Genomic DNA, 16,664 nt, shown 5'->3' with positions numbered 1-16,664 from the left:
ATCTTTTGATTTTTGCTGTTAGCCCTTCAACCAAACCCCTTTGCCGCCCAACCGCGCCCGATCATGGGCCGCCGTGAAATCCTGCTCCGGCCCCTTCGGCACAACCCCCGTCGGGTTGATGGTCTTGTGGCTGCCGTAGTAGTGGTTCTTGATGTGCTGAAAATCCACTGTCTCGCCAATCCCCGGCAGCTGATACACCTCACGCAACCAGTTCGACAGGTTCGGGTAATCGGCAATCCGTCGCAGATTGCACTTGAAGTGCCCGTGATACACCGCGTCAAAACGGATCATCGTGGTGAACAGGCGCACATCGGCTTCGGTCAGGTACTCGCCGGTCAGATAGCGATTCGCACCTAAAACCCGCTCCAGATGATCGAGCTCAGCAAACACCTCATCGAACGCTTGTTCATAGGCCTGTTGCGACGTGGCAAACCCGGCGCGGTACACGCCGTTGTTTACGGCTGGATAGATTCGATCGTTCAGCGCATCGATCTCGCTGCGCAGTGGCGCCGGGTAGAAGTCCAGCTCATTGCCAGTCAGACCATCAAACGCGCTGTTGAACATGCGGATGATCTCCGCTGATTCATTACTGACGATGCGTTTGAGCTTTTTGTCCCACAGCACCGGCACGGTGACGCGGCCGGTGTAGTCGGCGGTGTCAGCGGTGTAGCGCTGATGCATGAATTCAAAGCCATCGAGTTTGTCGCCAGTCGAGCCCAGCGCTTTGTCGAACGTCCAGCCGTTTTCCAGCATCAACCAACTGACCACCGAAACGTCGATCAGACTTTCCAGACCTTTGAGTTTGCGCAGGATCAGCGTGCGATGTGCCCATGGACAGGCGAGTGACACGTAGAGGTGATAGCGACCGGCCTCGGCGGCAAAACCACCTTCACCGCTCGGGCCAGGCTCGCCGTTGGCGGTCACCCAGTTACGGCGTTGTGCCTGTTCGCGCTGGAACGCGCCGTCTTTGCTGCTTTCGTACCACTTGTCCTGCCAGTGGCCATCGACGAGTAAACCCATGATCAAGACTCCGTAAATCAGTAAACGTTGGAGTCGAGTCTATTCCTGTGAGTTCGAACAAAAAGCGCAAAGATCGGGCGTGAATGATCGGTTAAATCGATTTGTCCCGCGCGGCCCAGTATTGCTCGGCGGTTTCGAAGGCTTGCTCACGCGGTTGGCCAAGCCCGCGCAGGGCCAGCGCCATCGTCGAAATCAGCGCCATTTGTGGGTAGCTGTCGACCACGTCGCCGCGCCACACGGCTTTCAAGTGCTCAATATCCAGCGATGAAGGTTTGACGTGACGTTGCGCCGACAGTTGCGGCCATTCTTCGTCCCAGCTTTCGCCACCCGTGGTGCCGTAGAGATGACTGTCGGCATCCGGGTTGATCTCGATTTCGCCGCCGTCGCCCTTGACCACAATCGCTGTATCGCCGAGCAGGCCGCTGGCATCGCGGTGTACCGCTTGATAGCCGGGGTGGAAAATACTTTGCAGCCCACAGCGAGCGCCCAGTGGATTGAGAATCCGCGCCAGCGAATGAATCGGCGAGCGCAGACCCAAGGTGTTGCGCAGATCGATCATGTTCTGCAATTGTGGCGCCCAGTCCACCAGCGGCATAAACGCGAGGCCGCCGTTGTCCAGCGCCGCGCCGACCTGCTGCCAGGTGCGGCACAACGGAATGTTCAGCTCACCGAGCAGTTGCTCGCTGTACAGCCGCCCGGCGGTGTGCGCGCCGCCGCCGTGCATGAAGATGCGCACGCCGTTCTGCGCCAGGCACTTGGCGGCCAGCAGATACCACGGCAGATGGCGCTTTTTACCGGCGTAGGTCGGCCAATCCAGATCGACGTTCAGCGCCGGCGCCTGCAAGCGTTCACGCAAGGCTTCGGTGAAACCGGCCATTTCCTCGGCGCTTTCTTCCTTGTGGCGCAGCAACATCAGGAACGCACCGAGCTGGGTGTCCTCGACCTTGTCGTCGAGCACCATGCCCATGGCTTCGCGCGCTTCTTCGCGCGTCAGGTCACGGGCGCCGCGTTTGCCCTTGCCGAGGATGCGTACGAATTGGGCGAATGGATGTTCAGCAGGCGTTTCGAGGGTCAGCGCTGGAAAGTCGGTCATAAGCAATTCGTCGGTTTGGGCAGGCCCGCCAGTTTTGCGGCGAGTTTGGCAGGGGTGCCTTTGAACAGTCGGTTCAGGTGCAGGCTGTTGCCTTTTTCCACACCGAGTTTCAGCCCGGTGTACTTGATCAGCGGACGCGTGGCCGGGGACAACTGGAATTCGGCGTAGAAGCTGCGCAGCAATTCGAGGACTTCCCAGTGTTCGGCGGTCAACTCAATCTCTTCGGCAGCGGCGAGGGCGCTGGCGACCTCGTGGGACCAGTCACTGAGGTCAACGAGGAAGCCGTCCTTGTCCAGTTCGATGGCGCGGGCGCCGACGGTCATGGAATTCATAGCCAGCTGTTGACCTTGTCGTGATGGATCGACAGTTCGACGAAGGCCGGGTAATCGATCACTTCGGCCCAGTCTGGAACTTGGATGGCGCGCGCCTGCGCATCTTCGGCCAGAACGAACAATTTGATCTGGCGGTTGTGCAGCGCAGTGAACGGCGCGGTGCCCGGTTGCAACGCGTAGACCGCATCGCCGGACAGCAACAAAACATCAGCGCCGCCGATCACGCGCAGGCAACTGGTCAGGCGATCGTCGCCGAACGGGGAATGAGACAACACATGCAAAGTCGACATCAGAGGGTGATCACCTGGTCGTAGCGGTCAATAAGGGCGGTGATTTGCTCGGCGGCCAGCGGCGCGGCTTCGTCCAGCGACAACGTGCTGAGGCCGCGGGCGCTGGCGCTGTCGGCGCAATAGAACAGCTCTTCCACGCCGAACATCGGCAGCGCTTGCAGGTTGGCGCTGAGGTCTTTCTGTTGCAGCGCTTTCGCGTTTTGCCCGGCGCTGAGTTGCAGCACGCCGTCATCGAGAAACAGCAAACCGATCGGCAGATCGAAAGCGCCGCCGGCCAGCACGATGTCCAGCGCTTCGCGGGCGCCGGGGCCCGACCATGGCGACTGGCGGCTGATGATCAACAGGGATTTGGCCATCTCACGCACCTCCAAAGCAGATCAGGCGATCGGCATCTTGCACCGCATCATGCAACTGACCGAGGCCGGACAATTCCCACGGCGTGCTGACCGAAATCGCTTCGCGCTGGTAACGCTTGGCTTCTTCCGCGTTCAGGGCGCCACGGCGCAGGGCGGCGGCGATGCAAACCACGCCGTCGAGCTTTTGCTCGGTGATAAACGCGCGCCATTGCTTGGGCAAGTCGAGTTCGTCCTGCGGGGTGACCACCGCGTCGGAGGCGTTGTAGACGCCGTCCTGGTAGAAAAACAGCCGGACAATCTCATGCCCACCGGCCAGTGCCGCCTGCGCAAACAGCAGGGCACGGCGCGAGGAGGGCGCATGGGCGGCGGAAAACAACGCGATGGCGAACTTCATGACGGACTCGATCAGCAAAACTGCGGCCATGATAAAGCATTGCGGCCGCCAAAGGATCGCGTAAACCCGATCCCTGTAGGAGCTGCGGCACGCTGCGATCTGTTGATCTTGATTTTAAAAAAACCAGATCAAAAGATCGCAGCCTCGTTTCACTCGTCATCTCCTACAGGGGATTTGCGGTTAGCGGGGCATGTAGCCGAGTTGCCAGCGTCGCGGGATTCTGAGGGAAAGCAGGCCGATCAACGCGGCCAGCACAGCGCTGACAAACATGGCCTTGAGGCCTAGATGCTGTTCCAGCACCGCCCCGAGAATGGCGCCGATAAACATCCCGCTCCACGGCACCAGTTGCACCCGCCAGCCACTGCGCCGTTCGCCAAGCATCCAGCGGCCCAGTCCTCGGCCAAATCGCGACAGCGCGCCGGTCACGTAGGTCAGCCCGACCGGCAGGCCATTCACCTCCTCGACCGCTGCGTTGAGCATGCCCATCGCAATGATCGCGGCCAGCAGTGCCGGCAGTTGCGCGTCGAACGGCCACGCTGCCGAAGTGCTGAGCAGGGTGGCGATGCACAGCAGCAGCGGCAGCGCGCGTCGCCCACCGAGGCGCGCGACGAGTACACCCAAGGCGTTACCGAGGATGAACGTTGCGACAAGAATCACCAGGCGCAAGGTCAACCCGAGATCACCTTCACTGATCGCCACCGCCAGGCGTGTCGTGTTCCCGCTCATGAACGAGACGAAATCGCCGCTGGCCATGAAGCCGATGGCATCGGTCATGCCGGCCAGTACCGACAGGCTGGCGACCAGCGCCAGACCCACGCGTCCGCGCCATTTCTGCGTGTGCAGATGGCCGGGGCTGGCGCGATGAGTCGAGGCGGAAGGCAGCATCGGCGAAAGGATCCTTGGCGTGGCGGTTAAGGTTCGATCCCGTACAGGTCGCAGTATTCCAGCCAGTCCATGCCGGCCATTTCCGCCACCTCGCGATGCACTTCCAGGCGCTGCGCCTGATATTCCTCAGGCGAATCAGCGGTCAGTTGCAACGTCAGTTCCCAGGCGAACAACCCCAGTTTGTCCGCTTCTTCTTCAAACGCCTCATGCAGACGTTCTTCGCGGTATTGCGCCTGGGTTTCGCCCTTGGCCTGAGCCAACAGAGGATTGAGGTGGTCGAGGCTTTCGCGCAGCTCGGGGCGCGCGTCGAGGAACAGTTTCAGGGCGTGTTCATGTCGCTGATCGGTAGGCGCCATGGGTTTTCCTTGTGAGGCTGATGACCTTAGGTTGCCGCAGCGGCGAGTGCCTGTCTCGCTATAAATGCAGTAAAGCAGAACGATTTCCGCTTGCGGCGGTGATACAGTCCGCTTTTTTCTGAATGAGCGAATGCAATGCGAATTCTGATGGTAGCGCTGGCGGCGACGGTTCTGGCCGGTTGCGCAGGTTCGGCGATGGACGATGCGCGCACCCAAGCGCCTTATAAAGTCATGACCTCGGACAAAGCCGAGAAGCTCGTGGCGCAGTGCGTGCAATTCGCCTGGCAGGACGAGGCGGTGTTTGGCGTGGACGCGGGGGCTTATCTGCAACCGGGCAAGAAGGGCGGTTCGACGGTGTACACCCGTTCGGCGGAGTCGTTCGTTGACCTGAGCACGGAGCCGTCGGGGACGACGCTGAACTACTACGCGCAGAAAGATGATTTTGTCGCGAAGCGGCGGTTGGCGGCGTTGGCGACTTGCCTGTAACCATCAGTTGATGCAGCTGAGCTTCTTCGCGGGCAAGCCTTGCTCCTACAGATATTGATCACCGTAGGAGCAAAGCTTGCTCGCGAAGGGGCCGTCACATTCAGTCAATCAACCGCTTCTGGAAAAAATGCCGCTTATGCCCCAGCGGATAATCAACAATCTCACCGCACTCGGTATACCCGACCTTCTTGTAAAACTCCGGCGCCTGAAACGAAAAGGTGTCGAGCCAGATCCCCACGCAATCCTTCTCTCGCGCAAAATCTTCAGCCATCTGCATCAGTTTCGAACCGATGCCCTGACCGCGCCCTTCAATCGGCACGGCCAACAATTCAATGAACAACCAGCGATAAAACGTATGGCCATACAGGCCGCCGAGCACAGCGTCGTGCTCGTCGCGCACCAACAGCGCAATCGGTTCCCACGCCGATGGGCCGGCCTGGGAGACGTTATGTGCGCGCAGTGGCGCCAGAATCGCCGCGCGGTGTTCTTCCGTGGGTGTTTGCGTTAACTCGATGCGCAAGTTCATGCAGGACTTCCTTGTAGGATAATTCGCCAGCGTATCCTGCCCGGTGGTCTGCTTCCAAGTCCCTGCGCAAAACCGGTGGAACCGTCGCTCACGCGTCGCGGTCTAGCTTTTACAGCGTCATTCCAGCACGCGGTTGATGAGGACACGCCATGAATATTTTTGAAGCCCTTCGTGAAAGCCACGACCGCCAGCGCACTTACGCGAAAAGCCTGATCAAAACCAGCGGCGACACCCCGGAGCGGGTTGAGGCTTACAAACTGCTCAAAGATGAACTGCAAGCCCACGAAACCGCCGAAGAACGTCACTTCTACATTCCGTTGATGGAGTGCGATGCCGGTGTCGACCTCAGTCGTCACGCGATTTCCGAGCACCATGAAATGGACGAGATGATGGAAGAGCTCGACGAGACCGAGATGTCGAGCCCGGCGTGGTTGGCGACGGCGAAGAAGTTGTCGGAGAAGGTGCATCACCACCTGGAGGAAGAAGAGCAGAAGTTCTTCCAGATGGCCGGCAAATTGCTCAATGAGAAGCAGAAGGTGCAGCTCGCCGGGCAGTATGAAAAAGAGTATCAGGAGCAGGTCGAAAGCAAATAGTTTGGGTAGATCAAAAGATCGCAGCCTTCGGCAGCTCCTACAGGAGATCGAATTGCAAATGCAGGAGCTGCCGCGGGCTGCGATCTTTTGATGTTAAAGCTCCCTCCAGCGTCAGCAAATGCTCCTTGGCCTCCAGCCCGCCCGCAAACCCGGTGAGTTTCCCCGACGCACCGATCACCCGATGGCACGGCGCGACAATCGAAATCGGATTACGTCCATTCGCTGCGCCTACTGCCCTCACGGCCGAAGGATTGCCGATCTGCGCGGCAATCTGGCTGTAGCTGCGCGTCTCGCCAAACGGAATCGTCAGCAACGCTGCCCACACCTGTTTCTGAAACTCAGTGCCGACAAAATCCAGCTCCAGATCGAAGCGATCGCGGGTGCCGGAAAAATATTCTTGCAGCTGCCGAGCGGTTTTTATCAGGATCGGATTGTCTGGTGCTGCGCTCATCGGCCCGAGGCGCACGCGGTTCGGTTTGTCGTTTTCCCAGAGGATGGCCGCCAGTCGTGAACCGTTCGCGACCAGCTTCAACTCGCCGACGGGCGAGGGCAGGGTGATGAAGGTAAAAGCCATGCAGGTCAGCTCCGGTTCAGGGCATCGATGGCGCTCAGCATACTGCCTGCGTGGGGAGGCGCAATGCGCAATCGCGACCATACTGCTTGTTGCTCTTGAAGCGTTCGCCTCTGTTTTGCACAGACCCTAAAAACAAAAAAGAGATCGACTCATGAAGTACGAACCTTTGGCCAAATCGCTGATAGCGACCTCATTGGCACTCAGCTGTCTGATGGCTCACGCGGCCTCGGTCGCACCGGTCGCTGCCGAAAACGGCATGGTGGTCACCGCGCAACATCTGGCGACCCACGTCGGCGTCGATGTGTTGAAAAGCGGCGGCAACGCGGTGGATGCCGCCGTCGCGGTGGGTTACGCGCTGGCGGTGGTTTACCCCGCAGCGGGCAACCTCGGCGGTGGCGGTTTCATGACCATTCAACTGGCCGACGGGCGCAAGACCTTCCTCGATTTCCGTGAAAAAGCGCCGTTGGCCGCGACCGCCAATATGTATCTGGACAAGGAAGGCAACGTCATTCCTGATCTGAGCACGCGCGGCCACTTGGCGGTCGGCGTACCGGGCACCGTCTCCGGCATGGAACTGGCGCTGAGCAAGTACGGCACCAAGCCGCGCAAAGACATGATCGCCCCGGCCATCAAACTGGCTGAAGACGGTTTCGAGCTGGAGCAGGGCGACGTCGAGCTGCTGGAATATGCCACCGATGTGTTCAAAAAGGACATGCGCGATTCCGGCTCGATCTTCCTGCACAACGGCGAGCCGATGCAGGTCGGGCAGAAACTGGTGCAGAAGGATCTGGCTAAAACCCTGCGCACCATTTCCGAAAAAGGCACCGACGGCTTCTATAAAGGCTGGGTCGCCGATGCGATCGTGACGTCGAGTCAGGCCAACAAGGGCATCATCACCCAGGCCGACCTCGACAAATACAAGACCCGCGAACTGGCTCCGGTCGAGTGTGATTACCGTGGCTACCACGTGGTTTCCGCGCCACCGCCAAGCTCCGGCGGTGTGGTGATCTGCCAGATCATGAATATTCTTGAAGGCTATCCGATGAAGGATCTGGGCTTCCATTCGGCCCAGGGCATGCACTACCAGATCGAAGCGATGCGCCACGCGTACGTGGATCGCAACAGCTATCTGGGTGATCCGGATTTCGTCAAAAACCCGATCGAACACCTGCTCGACAAGAACTACGCAACGAAACTGCGCGACGCGATTCAACCGCAGAAGGCTGGCGTCTCGGCCGAGCTGAAACCGGGTACCGCACCGCATGAAGGCAGCAACACCACGCATTATTCGATCGTCGACAAGTGGGGTAACGCGGTTTCGGTCACTTACACCCTCAACGACTGGTTCGGCGCGGGCGTGATGGCGAGCAAGACCGGGGTGATCCTCAACGATGAAATGGACGACTTCACCTCCAAGGTCGGCGTGCCGAACATGTACGGTCTGGTGCAGGGCGAAGCCAACGCGATCGCGCCGGGCAAGGCACCGCTGTCGTCGATGAGCCCGACCATCGTCACCAAAGACGGCAAAGTGGTGATGGTGGTGGGCACGCCGGGCGGTAGCCGGATCATCACCGCGACCTTGCTGACCATGCTCAACGTCATCGACTACGGCATGGGCCTGCAGGAAGCAGTCGATGCGCCGCGCTTCCACCAGCAGTGGATGCCGGAGGAAACCAACCTCGAAGACTTCGCGGCGAGTCCCGACACGAAGAAGATTCTCGAGAGCTGGGGCCACAAGTTTGCCGGCCCGCAGGATGCCAACCACATTGCCGCGATTCTGGTCGGTGCACCGTCGCTGGGTGGTAAACCGGTTGGCAAAAACCGCTTCTACGGTGCCAACGATCCACGGCGTAATACCGGGTTGTCATTGGGTTACTAAGGCGCGTGAAAACGGGGTGGGCTCATGTCCGCCCCTGTTTCAAGGACTGATCAAGGAAGGCTCATCATGACCACCGCATTGCTGATCATCGACGTCCAGCGCGCTCTCTGCTCGGGCGAGTATGAGTGCCACGACATTCACCGGGTGATCGACACCATCAACGGCCTCAGCCGCCGAGCGCGCACGGCCGGGGTACCGGTGGTGCTGATTCAGCATGAAGAAAAGGACAGCCCGTTGGCTCATGGCGGGGAAGGCTGGCAACTGGCCGAAGGGCTGGAAACGTCGAGTAAGGATTTACGCGTACGCAAGACCACGCCCGATTCGTTCTATCAGACTGATTTACGCAAACTGCTGCCGAGCGAGGATTTCGAACGCTTGGTCATTTGCGGGTTGCAAACCGACTATTGCATCAACGCTACCGTGCGCCAGGCCCATGAACTGGGCTACGACGTAGTGCTCGCCGCTGACGCACACTCCACCGTCGACAACGGCCCGATGAGCGCCGACGACATCATCGCCGAACACAACAAAGATCTCGCGCATTTGACCGGCTCCGTCGCCCGCATAGACGTGAAACCCGCTGCCGACATCGTTTTCGGATAATCCCGCCCGTTGTAGGAGCAGAGCTTGCTCATTGTAGGAGCAGAGCTTGCTCGCGAAAGCGGTAGATCAAACACCGCAGATACCCGCAATGCCTACGCCTTCGCGAGCAAGCTTTGCTCCTACAGTCACGGTTTTGTCTGATCTGTCGCGGCCAATCTGCGATCAAGTCGCAAACAACACCCCGCGAATCTCCCCAACCCTCGGCGCCATAACCCCCTCCAGCACCAACCGCGTAATCGTCTCCGCCGCCCGTTCGTAATCCTCATCCAGCGGCTCTTCGCGTTCCATGATTCGGCCCATCTGCCAGCCAATGTTGGTGTACGTGCGCGTCGCCGACCAGATGAACAGCATCAAATGCTCCGGATCCACCGGTGCCAGCAAGCCTCGTTCGATCCAGCTGCGCAAACACTCGACATTCCGTCGCGCTTCAGCGTGAAGCAGGTCGCGGCACTCGTCTGGCAACTGCCGCCCGCCGAGCAACAACTCTCCACTGAAAACCTTGGCTATCGCCGGATGCTCGCGGGCGATGCGAATCCGCGCAGCGACGTAAGCGCGCAAACCCACCAGCGGATCATCGCTTTCACGCAGCACCGCCGACGCCTCCAGCAACGGTTCGACAAACCCCAGCAAGACTTTCGAGTAGAGGTTTTCCTTGGTCTGGAAGTAGTAATACAGGTTCGCCTTGGGCACGCCGGCGCGGGCGGCGATGTCGCGGGTCTGGGTGGCGTCGAAGCCGTTGGCGGCGAATTCTTGACTGGCAGCGTTGAGGATCAACTGCTCGTTGCGTACGCGGATGGCGCTCATGGAAAAACAGTCTGAATAAACAACATGGAAAGATTCTGGCGATTTCGGTTTCGCAATATACAAAACTATATAGCGGTGAGGCCAGCTTACTCGACAGACAGCGCTATGCTGCTTCGATCATTGAATAAACGAGGAATGGATCATGACGATTAAGGCTTTGCGCGCCGATACCGCACAGCTGGACGCTGTGGCGCAGTTATTCGACGCCTATCGAGGCTTCTACGAGCAACCGTCGAATCTGGCACAGTCGCGCGCCTTCATCGCCGAACGCATGGCGGCGGGTGAGTCGGCGATTTTTCTGGCGCAGGATGAGCACGGTGAAGCGCTGGGATTTGTGCAGTTGTACCCGACGTTTTCCTCCATCGACGCCCACCGCACGTGGCTGCTCAGCGATCTGTTCACCACGCCAGCCGCCCGGGGTCGCGGCGTTGGCCGATTGCTGATGAACACCGCCCGCGCGTTTGCCCTGGAAACCGGCGCGAAGGGGCTGGTGCTGGAAACCGCCACCGACAACTTCACCGCGCAGGGTTTGTACGAGTCGTTGGGGTATGTGCGCGATACGGGTTACTACACCTATATGCTCGACTTGCGTGAAAGTTGAGAAATTATTTCTGAAAAATCCCGAATTGAGGCTTTCCCCGAGCAACAGGTCTCTCTAGAATCCGCTCGGCCTCCTTGATGGAGGCTCATTGCCATCATTTGGCGGTGTTTACTTAGGGACGGATATCATGCAATTCGGGAAAATTCTGGCCTTGGGCCTGGTGCTCACACTGGGCGGTTGTGCCAGTTTCACCAAAGACGAAGTGGCGCCGGTGAAACTGCCATCGATGGCCAACTACGCCAACAAGCCAAACGTCTACGTGGATTTCGACTTCTATCAGGGCGAGCCGAAAAGCGCTTCCGCCGTTGAAGTGCCGCAGGCGCGCGATCACCTCAAGCCGCAGTTGCAGAAAATCCTCAGCGATTCCGGTCTGTTCGGTCGTGTCACGCTGGACGAGTTCCAGAAGCAGCCGGGCGATTACAATCTGCGTTTGAAGGTGTACAACCATCCGCCTAACGGTGGGCAAATGGTGCTGGCGTTCATCAGTGGGTTCAGCATGACCATCATTCCGGCTTATGCTACCGATCAGTACAGCATGAGCCTGGAAAATCTCGATCCGCAAGGTCAACCCCTGACCGCCGCGAGCAACCACGATGCGATTGGCACCTGGTTGGGGATCTGGTTCATCCCGTTGATGGCGAATACGCCGGCAGATGCGATGAGTGACACGTTCACCCGTCAGGTCAACGCGCTGCTCAAGCAGATGGTCGAAAGCAACAGCCTGAAATACTCTGCACTCGAAACCCGCATTCCACGGGCGTGAGGCGAAAAAAAAAGAGCCGCGATTGCGGCTCTTTTTTTGTCTGTTACTTCAGCGCTTGAATGAACTGTGGATCGCTGTACAGATCCTTCAGCAGATCACGCAACATCGGGTTGTAAGCATTGACCGCGTTCGGGATCGCGATGAAACCAAAGAAGCTGCTGCTCCATTGGCTGCTGACAGCCTTGGTCGCGTCGTAGACCACGTCATTGCCGTTAAGCAGGGTGAAGCGCGCGGCCAGTTTGCCGTTACCCGTGCCCATGCCGGCGGACATTTCGTTTTTTACCACCAATACTTTCAACTGACGCTGAGCTTGCGGATCAAGCAGACCGGCCTTGCGCAGCTCTTCAGTGATGGCATCCTGGATGTGTGCCGGGATGCTGCCCGACGGCGAGCGAATCGGGTTGGCGCGTACCGACAACGAACCCTCACCGGATTCGGCGGTTACCTGAGGATTGCTGATCGCATGCAGCGGCGGCGTTTGCTTGAGCTTCTGCACGTTCTCGTAGCTCGGCTCGTAGCGGGTCATGGTCATGCCACAACCTTGTAGCAACAACGCCAACAGCGGGATCAACAACAGCGACTTCTTCACGGCAGTTCCTTGCGTGGGAATGTAGGGATGCGGATTATGGGCAGAGTGCCATCATCGAGCAACCGTGTTCGTTGCTGCTGCGAGCAATCGTTCGATCTGCGCCAATTCCCAAGTGCTGAGCAAACTCACCGGATCAGTGCCATAACGCTGCCAACCCTCGAGCGCGCCTTCGCGTCCATCGGTATCGCGCGCGTATTCACAGTGATGCAACCGGCCGCCGTCAAAATCCAGCAGCAAGCGCCAGCCTTCGATATCGACGGCAACCAGCCCGGACGCGGAAGGCGCCTCGCATACTTTAAAAACGAGCACCTCAAGCGCCGCGTCACGCAAACGTTGGCAAACTTCGCGAGCGGTTAAAAATGCAGACATGTTCGAACTCGATGAAGACTGAGCGCGCCAGCATAAAGCGCAGGTCGATAACTGTCAGCGATCACTGGCCGCTGCGGGGACAATTCCGTAACATCCGCAACCCACTTTTCCCCGAACACCTGCGGTCACCGACGTTGGCCGCTCAGTCAGGTAAGCCATGAAACCGATTCGTCTGCGCGCCGATGTCCTGGCCGGACTCACCACCTCGTTTGCCCTGTTGCCCGAATGCATCGCCTTCGCGCTGGTGGCACACCTCAATCCGCTGATGGGCCTGTACGGTGCTTTCATCATCTGCACGCTGACCGCTTTGTTCGGCGGTCGGCCGGGCATGGTCTCCGGGGCGGCGGGTTCGATGGCGGTGGTGATTGTTGCGCTGGTGGTGCAGCACGGCGTGCAATACCTGCTGGCGACCGTGCTGCTCGGCGGTTTGATCATGATGGCGTTCGGTTTGCTGCGTCTGGGCAAATTGGTGCGCATGGTGCCGCACCCGGTGATGCTCGGCTTCGTTAACGGTCTGGCGATCATCATTGCCCTGGCGCAACTGGAGCATTTCAAGAACGGTGAGGAATGGCTCAGCGGCACGCCGTTGTACCTGATGGCAGGGCTGGTGGCGCTGACCATGGCGATCGTTTACATCCTGCCGCGCCTGACCAAAGCGGTGCCGCCGGCGCTGGTAGCGATTCTTGGCGTCGGCCTGCTGGTCTATCTGTTCGGCCTGCCGACCCGCACCCTCGGCGACATGGCGCACATCGCCGGTGGTCTGCCGACTTTCGCTTTGCCGGACATCCCGTGGACTCTCGAAACCCTGCGCATCATCGCTCCCTACGCGATTCTGATGGCGCTGGTCGGGCTGCTGGAAACCCTGCTGACGCTGAACCTCACCGACGAAATCACTGAAAGCCGTGGCTACCCGGATCGTGAATGCGTGGCGTTGGGCGCGGCGAATATTGTCTCGGGCGCATTCGGCGGCATGGGCGGTTGCGCGATGATCGGCCAGACCGTGATCAACCTCAGCTCCGGTGGGCGCGGGCGTTTGTCCGGCGTCGTGGCGGGTGTGCTGATTCTGTTGTTCATTCTGTTTCTGTCGCCGCTGATCGAGCGGATTCCACTGGCGGCGTTGGTCGGCGTGATGTTCGTTGTCTCGCAGCAAACTTTCGCCTGGGCTTCGTTGCGCGTCATCAACAAAGTCCCGCTCAACGATGTTCTGGTGATCATCGCCGTGACCACCATCACCGTGTTCACCGATCTGGCCACCGCTGTGCTGTGCGGCATCATCATCGCTGCGCTGAATTTCGCCTGGCAGCAGGCGCGCGAGTTGTACGCCGATGAGCATTTGGAAGCGGATGGCAGCAAACTCTATCGCCTGCACGGCACGCTGTTCTTTGCCTCGACCACGCCGTTCCTCAACCAGTTCGACCCGGCGACCGATCCGCAAAAAGTCACCCTCGATTGCCGGCATCTGAGCTTTGTCGATTACTCGGCGATTGCCGCGCTGAAAACCTTGCGTGAGCGTTACGCCAAAGCAGGTAAGGATCTGCAGGTGTTCCACTTGTCCGAGCGCTGTAAAAAACTGCTCAAGCGCGCCGGCGTCGATCACGAGTGACACAGTGATGAACGCGGACTACATGTGGGAGCGGGCTTGCTCGCGAAAGCGGTGTGTCAGACAACAAAGATGTCGACTGATACTCCGCATTCGCGAGCAAGTCGAATCGTCGCACCGCCGCTCCCACATGGGATTGTGTGTTTAGTTAATGGCCGGGAAGTCGATCTCGGTCATCGCCACGTTGTTCAGGTAGTTGGTCAGGGTCTGCACCGCGACCACGGCAATCACTTCGATGATCTTGCTGTCATCAATCCCCGCAGCGCGAACGGCGGCAATCTGCTCGTCACTCAAGTGGCCACGGCTTTCCGTCAATTGATAGGCGAGGGCGGCGTAGGCGTTCAGTTCACCTTGGCGCGCCGCGACAATGTCCTCGGCCGACAACCCGGCCTTGCTGCCGAAAAAGGTGTGCGCCGCCAGGCAATAATCGCAGCCGTTAACCTGCGAGGTCGCCAGGTACACCGCTTCTTTTTCCTTGGCGCTAAGCGACGATTTGCCCAGTGTCGCCGATGCCTGCACGTAGGTGTCGAGCGCGACCGGCGCCTTGGCCAGTGTGGCGAACAGGTTCGGCAGGAAACCGATTTTCTTCTTCACACCTTCCAGCACGGGGCGGGTGGCGTCGGTGGCGGTTTCGAGGCTGATGGCGTTGATGCGGCTCATGGTGATTCTCCGAAAGTCCGGCGCGAACTGCGTCGGCGATGGAGTGAATGGTAGGGATCACGGCTGGTGCTTTGGCGGCAAATCGTCGACGATATGCGGCAGATCGTCCGGATTCGCCCGCAGGAGTCGCCCAATGGATCGCCTTTCTACTTTGCTCAGCCACTTCGGTGTGAATGCCGGCACCTTTCACAGCGGCGCGTTTTGCGGCATCAGCGTGCATGAGGGCGAGCCGTGCGGGCATGTGCATCTGTTGCAGGCGGGCGAGTTGCTGCTCAGGCCGGCTAACGAACGCGAGCTCAGGCTGAGTGAACCTTCGCTTATTTTCTTTCCGCGACCGTTTCCCCATCGAATGTCTGCCGACGAGTCCATGGACACCCGCGTGGTCTGTGCCACGCTGACGTTCGACGGCGGTTCGGGCAATGCACTCGCCACCGCGTTGCCGGATTATCTGGTGCTGAAACTCAGCGACATTCCCGAACTCGGCAGCACGCTGGAGTGGTTGTTCAAGGAAGCCTTCGAAGGACACTGCGGGCGGGTTGCGGTGATGGATCGGCTGTTTGAACTGCTGGTGATTCTGCTGTTGCGCCACCTCATCAGCAGTCGCGATCAACAACCGGGGATGATGGCCGGGCTGGCCGATCCGCGTTTGTCGCGGGCCTTGATCCAGATGCACGAGCAGCCGCATAAACCGTGGAGCGTGGCCGAGCTGGCCAGCGTCGCCAACCTCTCGCGCGCCAGTTTTGCCGAGCAGTTTCGCCGCGTGGTCGGGCAGACGCCGGCCGATTATCTGCTGAGCTGGCGGGTCAGCCTGGCGCAGAAACGTTTGCGCGAGGGCAAGCCAATTGCGCTGATCGCCGCAGAGGTCGGTTACGAAAGCCCTTCGGCGCTGGCTCGCGCGTTTCGCCGCAAGACCGGGCTCAGCCCGCGCGAGTGGAAGGCGGGCGCTTAGGGATTATTTGGCGAACTTCTTCGCCCCGGCGACACACAGAATGACGCCCAACGTCACCGCGAGCATGCCGACGCTGACGTGTTCATGCAGCAGCGTCGCCGCCAGCGCCAGGCCAAAAAACGGCTGCAACAACTGCAACTGACCCACCGCCGCAATCCCGCCCTGCGCCAGACCGCGATACCAGAACACAAAACCGATCAACATGCTGAACAGCGACACATAGCCCAGGCACAACCACGCCGACAGGCTGATGGTGCTGAACGAGGCGGGCGCCAACCACAGACTGAGCACCGCCATCAGCGGCAACGACAACACCAGCGCCCAGCAAATCACCTGCCAGCCGCCGAGGCTGCGCGACAGTTTCGCCCCTTCGGCGTAGCCCAGACCACAGGCGACGATGGCGGCCAGCATCAGCAAGTCGCCGGTTGGCGAAGCGGTCAGGCCTTGAGAGATCGCAAACCCCACCACCAGCGCACTGCCGAGTACCGAGAAAATCCAGAACACCGGACGCGGCCGTTCACCACCGCGCAACACGCCGAAAATCGCTGTCGCCAGTGGCAGCAATCCTACAAAGACAATCGAATGTGCTGACGTCACGTGTTGCAAAGCCAACGCAGTCAGCAGCGGAAATCCGAGCACCACGCCCATCGCCACGATGAACAACGACAGCCACTGATCGCGTGTGGGGCGCCGTTCGCGAAACAGCCACAGCAGTGCCACGGCCAATACCCCAGCGATAGCGGCACGCAATACCGTGAGAAACACCGGTTCGAATTCCAGCACTGCCAATCGCGTGGCCGGCAGTGAACCGCTGAAAATCACCACGCCAATAAAGCCGTTGATCCAGCCGCTGGTTTTTTCCAGTGCCGGGTTTGTCAGATTCGAGGTTCGTTCCATGCCAGGTCGCGCTCAAAAGTGGGGTTGCGTCATTTCAATCCTATG

At 59.5% G+C, this 16,664-nt stretch carries 23 protein-coding genes; 8 read left to right on the top strand and 15 right to left on the bottom strand.

Annotation, left to right across the window (positions count from 1 at the left end):
• Positions 1–18: 18 nt before the first annotated feature.
• From KFS80_RS09825 to KFS80_RS09790, 8 genes are all read right to left on the bottom strand, one after another.
• Positions 19–1,020: a glutathione S-transferase family protein gene (locus KFS80_RS09825; protein WP_212544690.1), complete on the bottom strand. Its 1,002-nt coding sequence runs from the start codon at positions 1,018–1,020 to the stop codon at positions 19–21.
• Between the two features lie 91 nt (positions 1,021–1,111).
• Positions 1,112–2,113, bottom strand: coding sequence for a glycosyl transferase family protein (locus KFS80_RS09820; protein WP_212544689.1), 1,002 nt, complete (start codon positions 2,111–2,113; stop codon positions 1,112–1,114).
• Complete coding sequence (locus tag KFS80_RS09815) at positions 2,110–2,445, bottom strand: TusE/DsrC/DsvC family sulfur relay protein (protein ID WP_212544688.1); 336 nt, start codon at positions 2,443–2,445, stop codon at positions 2,110–2,112. Before KFS80_RS09815 ends, KFS80_RS09820 begins: the two co-directional genes overlap by 4 nt.
• On the bottom strand, positions 2,442–2,735 hold the full coding sequence (gene tusB / locus KFS80_RS09810) for a sulfurtransferase complex subunit TusB (RefSeq protein ID WP_212544687.1): 294 nt from the start codon (positions 2,733–2,735) through the stop codon (positions 2,442–2,444). Before tusB ends, KFS80_RS09815 begins: the two co-directional genes overlap by 4 nt.
• Positions 2,735–3,091 carry a sulfurtransferase complex subunit TusC gene (gene tusC, locus KFS80_RS09805; RefSeq protein WP_212544686.1) on the bottom strand — a complete coding sequence of 119 codons (357 nt, stop codon included), beginning with the start codon at positions 3,089–3,091 and terminating at the stop codon, positions 2,735–2,737. The genes tusB and tusC overlap by 1 nt, the downstream gene beginning before the upstream one ends.
• Before the next feature lies 1 nt (position 3,092).
• Positions 3,093–3,485 (bottom strand): sulfurtransferase complex subunit TusD, encoded by a 393-nt coding sequence (gene tusD, locus KFS80_RS09800; protein ID WP_212544685.1) that lies wholly within the window; start codon positions 3,483–3,485, stop codon positions 3,093–3,095.
• Positions 3,486–3,665: 180 nt separating this feature from the next.
• Entirely contained in the window at positions 3,666–4,370 is a 705-nt protein-coding gene (locus KFS80_RS09795; RefSeq protein ID WP_053121573.1) for a YoaK family protein, read from the bottom strand.
• Positions 4,371–4,396: 26 nt separating this feature from the next.
• Entirely contained in the window at positions 4,397–4,726 is a 330-nt protein-coding gene (locus KFS80_RS09790; RefSeq protein WP_212544684.1) for a DUF6388 family protein, read from the bottom strand.
• Positions 4,727–4,861: 135 nt separating this feature from the next.
• On the opposite strand from KFS80_RS09790, the gene KFS80_RS09785 reads away from it, so the two are divergent.
• Entirely contained in the window at positions 4,862–5,212 is a 351-nt protein-coding gene (locus KFS80_RS09785; protein ID WP_053121569.1) for a hypothetical protein, read from the top strand.
• 100 nt (positions 5,213–5,312) lie between these two features.
• Here KFS80_RS09785 and KFS80_RS09780 read toward each other — a convergent pair whose 3' ends face one another.
• Positions 5,313–5,738, bottom strand: coding sequence for a GNAT family N-acetyltransferase (locus KFS80_RS09780; RefSeq protein WP_212544683.1), 426 nt, complete (start codon positions 5,736–5,738; stop codon positions 5,313–5,315).
• Positions 5,739–5,887: 149 nt separating this feature from the next.
• Here KFS80_RS09780 and KFS80_RS09775 point away from each other — a divergent pair, with 149 nt between their 5' ends.
• On the top strand, positions 5,888–6,331 hold the full coding sequence (locus tag KFS80_RS09775; RefSeq protein ID WP_159815203.1) for a hemerythrin domain-containing protein: 444 nt from the start codon (positions 5,888–5,890) through the stop codon (positions 6,329–6,331).
• 37 nt (positions 6,332–6,368) lie between these two features.
• Here KFS80_RS09775 and KFS80_RS09770 read toward each other — a convergent pair whose 3' ends face one another.
• The gene (locus KFS80_RS09770; RefSeq protein WP_246541794.1) at positions 6,369–6,905 is read right to left on the bottom strand and encodes a methylated-DNA--[protein]-cysteine S-methyltransferase; all 537 of its coding nucleotides are present in this window, start codon (positions 6,903–6,905) and stop codon (positions 6,369–6,371) included.
• A gap of 151 nt (positions 6,906–7,056) precedes the next feature.
• Between KFS80_RS09770 and ggt the strand changes: the two genes are divergently transcribed.
• Positions 7,057–8,784 carry a gamma-glutamyltransferase gene (gene ggt, locus KFS80_RS09765; RefSeq protein WP_212544682.1) on the top strand — a complete coding sequence of 576 codons (1,728 nt, stop codon included), beginning with the start codon at positions 7,057–7,059 and terminating at the stop codon, positions 8,782–8,784.
• Positions 8,785–8,850: 66 nt separating this feature from the next.
• Complete coding sequence (locus KFS80_RS09760) at positions 8,851–9,387, top strand: cysteine hydrolase family protein (protein WP_212544681.1); 537 nt, start codon at positions 8,851–8,853, stop codon at positions 9,385–9,387.
• A gap of 162 nt (positions 9,388–9,549) precedes the next feature.
• Here KFS80_RS09760 and KFS80_RS09755 read toward each other — a convergent pair whose 3' ends face one another.
• Positions 9,550–10,191: a TetR/AcrR family transcriptional regulator gene (locus tag KFS80_RS09755; RefSeq protein WP_212544680.1), complete on the bottom strand. Its 642-nt coding sequence runs from the start codon at positions 10,189–10,191 to the stop codon at positions 9,550–9,552.
• Positions 10,192–10,333: 142 nt separating this feature from the next.
• Between KFS80_RS09755 and KFS80_RS09750 the strand changes: the two genes are divergently transcribed.
• A complete protein-coding gene (locus KFS80_RS09750) occupies positions 10,334–10,792 on the top strand; it encodes a GNAT family N-acetyltransferase (RefSeq protein WP_212544679.1) in 459 nt (152 codons plus the stop codon).
• A 127-nt stretch (positions 10,793–10,919) separates the two neighbouring features.
• On the top strand, positions 10,920–11,555 hold the full coding sequence (locus KFS80_RS09745) for a hypothetical protein (protein ID WP_159815207.1): 636 nt from the start codon (positions 10,920–10,922) through the stop codon (positions 11,553–11,555).
• Between the two features lie 43 nt (positions 11,556–11,598).
• On the opposite strand, the gene KFS80_RS09740 is transcribed toward KFS80_RS09745, so the two are convergent.
• Positions 11,599–12,144 (bottom strand): hypothetical protein, encoded by a 546-nt coding sequence (locus KFS80_RS09740; RefSeq protein WP_159815208.1) that lies wholly within the window; start codon positions 12,142–12,144, stop codon positions 11,599–11,601.
• Positions 12,145–12,195: 51 nt separating this feature from the next.
• Complete coding sequence (locus KFS80_RS09735; protein ID WP_212544678.1) at positions 12,196–12,513, bottom strand: DUF7693 family protein; 318 nt, start codon at positions 12,511–12,513, stop codon at positions 12,196–12,198.
• A gap of 157 nt (positions 12,514–12,670) precedes the next feature.
• On the opposite strand from KFS80_RS09735, the gene KFS80_RS09730 reads away from it, so the two are divergent.
• Positions 12,671–14,116: a SulP family inorganic anion transporter gene (locus KFS80_RS09730; RefSeq protein ID WP_212544677.1), complete on the top strand. Its 1,446-nt coding sequence runs from the start codon at positions 12,671–12,673 to the stop codon at positions 14,114–14,116.
• 141 nt (positions 14,117–14,257) lie between these two features.
• Here KFS80_RS09730 and KFS80_RS09725 read toward each other — a convergent pair whose 3' ends face one another.
• Positions 14,258–14,773, bottom strand: coding sequence for a carboxymuconolactone decarboxylase family protein (locus KFS80_RS09725; protein WP_212544676.1), 516 nt, complete (start codon positions 14,771–14,773; stop codon positions 14,258–14,260).
• Positions 14,774–14,906: 133 nt separating this feature from the next.
• Here KFS80_RS09725 and KFS80_RS09720 point away from each other — a divergent pair, with 133 nt between their 5' ends.
• On the top strand, positions 14,907–15,722 hold the full coding sequence (locus KFS80_RS09720; protein WP_212544675.1) for an AraC family transcriptional regulator: 816 nt from the start codon (positions 14,907–14,909) through the stop codon (positions 15,720–15,722).
• Between the two features lie 3 nt (positions 15,723–15,725).
• Here KFS80_RS09720 and KFS80_RS09715 read toward each other — a convergent pair whose 3' ends face one another.
• A complete protein-coding gene (locus KFS80_RS09715; protein WP_212544674.1) occupies positions 15,726–16,619 on the bottom strand; it encodes a DMT family transporter in 894 nt (297 codons plus the stop codon).
• Positions 16,620–16,664 lie beyond the last annotated feature (45 nt).

This window comes from Pseudomonas rustica, assembly GCF_018336155.1.
Classification (GTDB): domain Bacteria; phylum Pseudomonadota; class Gammaproteobacteria; order Pseudomonadales; family Pseudomonadaceae; genus Aquipseudomonas; species Aquipseudomonas rustica.
Note: the sequence above shows the minus strand (reverse complement) of the source record. Positions and strands in the feature narration are given on the sequence as shown.

Excerpts from the sequence above, each read along its gene's own strand:
- KFS80_RS09795 (WP_053121573.1), bottom strand. The coding sequence starts at position 4,370 with ATGCTGCCTTCCGCCTCGACTCATCGCGCCAGCCCCGGCCATCTGCAC.
- ggt (WP_212544682.1), top strand. The coding sequence starts at position 7,057 with ATGAAGTACGAACCTTTGGCCAAATCGCTGATAGCGACCTCATTGGCA.
- KFS80_RS09720 (WP_212544675.1), top strand. The coding sequence starts at position 14,907 with ATGGATCGCCTTTCTACTTTGCTCAGCCACTTCGGTGTGAATGCCGGC.
- KFS80_RS09775 (WP_159815203.1), top strand. The coding sequence starts at position 5,888 with ATGAATATTTTTGAAGCCCTTCGTGAAAGCCACGACCGCCAGCGCACT.
- KFS80_RS09785 (WP_053121569.1), top strand. The coding sequence starts at position 4,862 with ATGCGAATTCTGATGGTAGCGCTGGCGGCGACGGTTCTGGCCGGTTGC.
- KFS80_RS09750 (WP_212544679.1), top strand. The coding sequence starts at position 10,334 with ATGACGATTAAGGCTTTGCGCGCCGATACCGCACAGCTGGACGCTGTG.
- KFS80_RS09760 (WP_212544681.1), top strand. The coding sequence starts at position 8,851 with ATGACCACCGCATTGCTGATCATCGACGTCCAGCGCGCTCTCTGCTCG.
- KFS80_RS09745 (WP_159815207.1), top strand. The coding sequence starts at position 10,920 with ATGCAATTCGGGAAAATTCTGGCCTTGGGCCTGGTGCTCACACTGGGC.
- KFS80_RS09820 (WP_212544689.1), bottom strand. The coding sequence starts at position 2,113 with ATGACCGACTTTCCAGCGCTGACCCTCGAAACGCCTGCTGAACATCCA.
- KFS80_RS09825 (WP_212544690.1), bottom strand. The coding sequence starts at position 1,020 with ATGGGTTTACTCGTCGATGGCCACTGGCAGGACAAGTGGTACGAAAGC.
- KFS80_RS09790 (WP_212544684.1), bottom strand. The coding sequence starts at position 4,726 with ATGGCGCCTACCGATCAGCGACATGAACACGCCCTGAAACTGTTCCTC.
- KFS80_RS09730 (WP_212544677.1), top strand. The coding sequence starts at position 12,671 with ATGAAACCGATTCGTCTGCGCGCCGATGTCCTGGCCGGACTCACCACC.
- KFS80_RS09780 (WP_212544683.1), bottom strand. The coding sequence starts at position 5,738 with ATGAACTTGCGCATCGAGTTAACGCAAACACCCACGGAAGAACACCGC.
- KFS80_RS09815 (WP_212544688.1), bottom strand. The coding sequence starts at position 2,445 with ATGAATTCCATGACCGTCGGCGCCCGCGCCATCGAACTGGACAAGGAC.
- KFS80_RS09755 (WP_212544680.1), bottom strand. The coding sequence starts at position 10,191 with ATGAGCGCCATCCGCGTACGCAACGAGCAGTTGATCCTCAACGCTGCC.
- KFS80_RS09770 (WP_246541794.1), bottom strand. The coding sequence starts at position 6,905 with ATGGCTTTTACCTTCATCACCCTGCCCTCGCCCGTCGGCGAGTTGAAG.
- KFS80_RS09725 (WP_212544676.1), bottom strand. The coding sequence starts at position 14,773 with ATGAGCCGCATCAACGCCATCAGCCTCGAAACCGCCACCGACGCCACC.
- tusD (WP_212544685.1), bottom strand. The coding sequence starts at position 3,485 with ATGAAGTTCGCCATCGCGTTGTTTTCCGCCGCCCATGCGCCCTCCTCG.
- KFS80_RS09735 (WP_212544678.1), bottom strand. The coding sequence starts at position 12,513 with ATGTCTGCATTTTTAACCGCTCGCGAAGTTTGCCAACGTTTGCGTGAC.
- KFS80_RS09715 (WP_212544674.1), bottom strand. The coding sequence starts at position 16,619 with ATGGAACGAACCTCGAATCTGACAAACCCGGCACTGGAAAAAACCAGC.
- tusB (WP_212544687.1), bottom strand. The coding sequence starts at position 2,735 with ATGTCGACTTTGCATGTGTTGTCTCATTCCCCGTTCGGCGACGATCGC.
- tusC (WP_212544686.1), bottom strand. The coding sequence starts at position 3,091 with ATGGCCAAATCCCTGTTGATCATCAGCCGCCAGTCGCCATGGTCGGGC.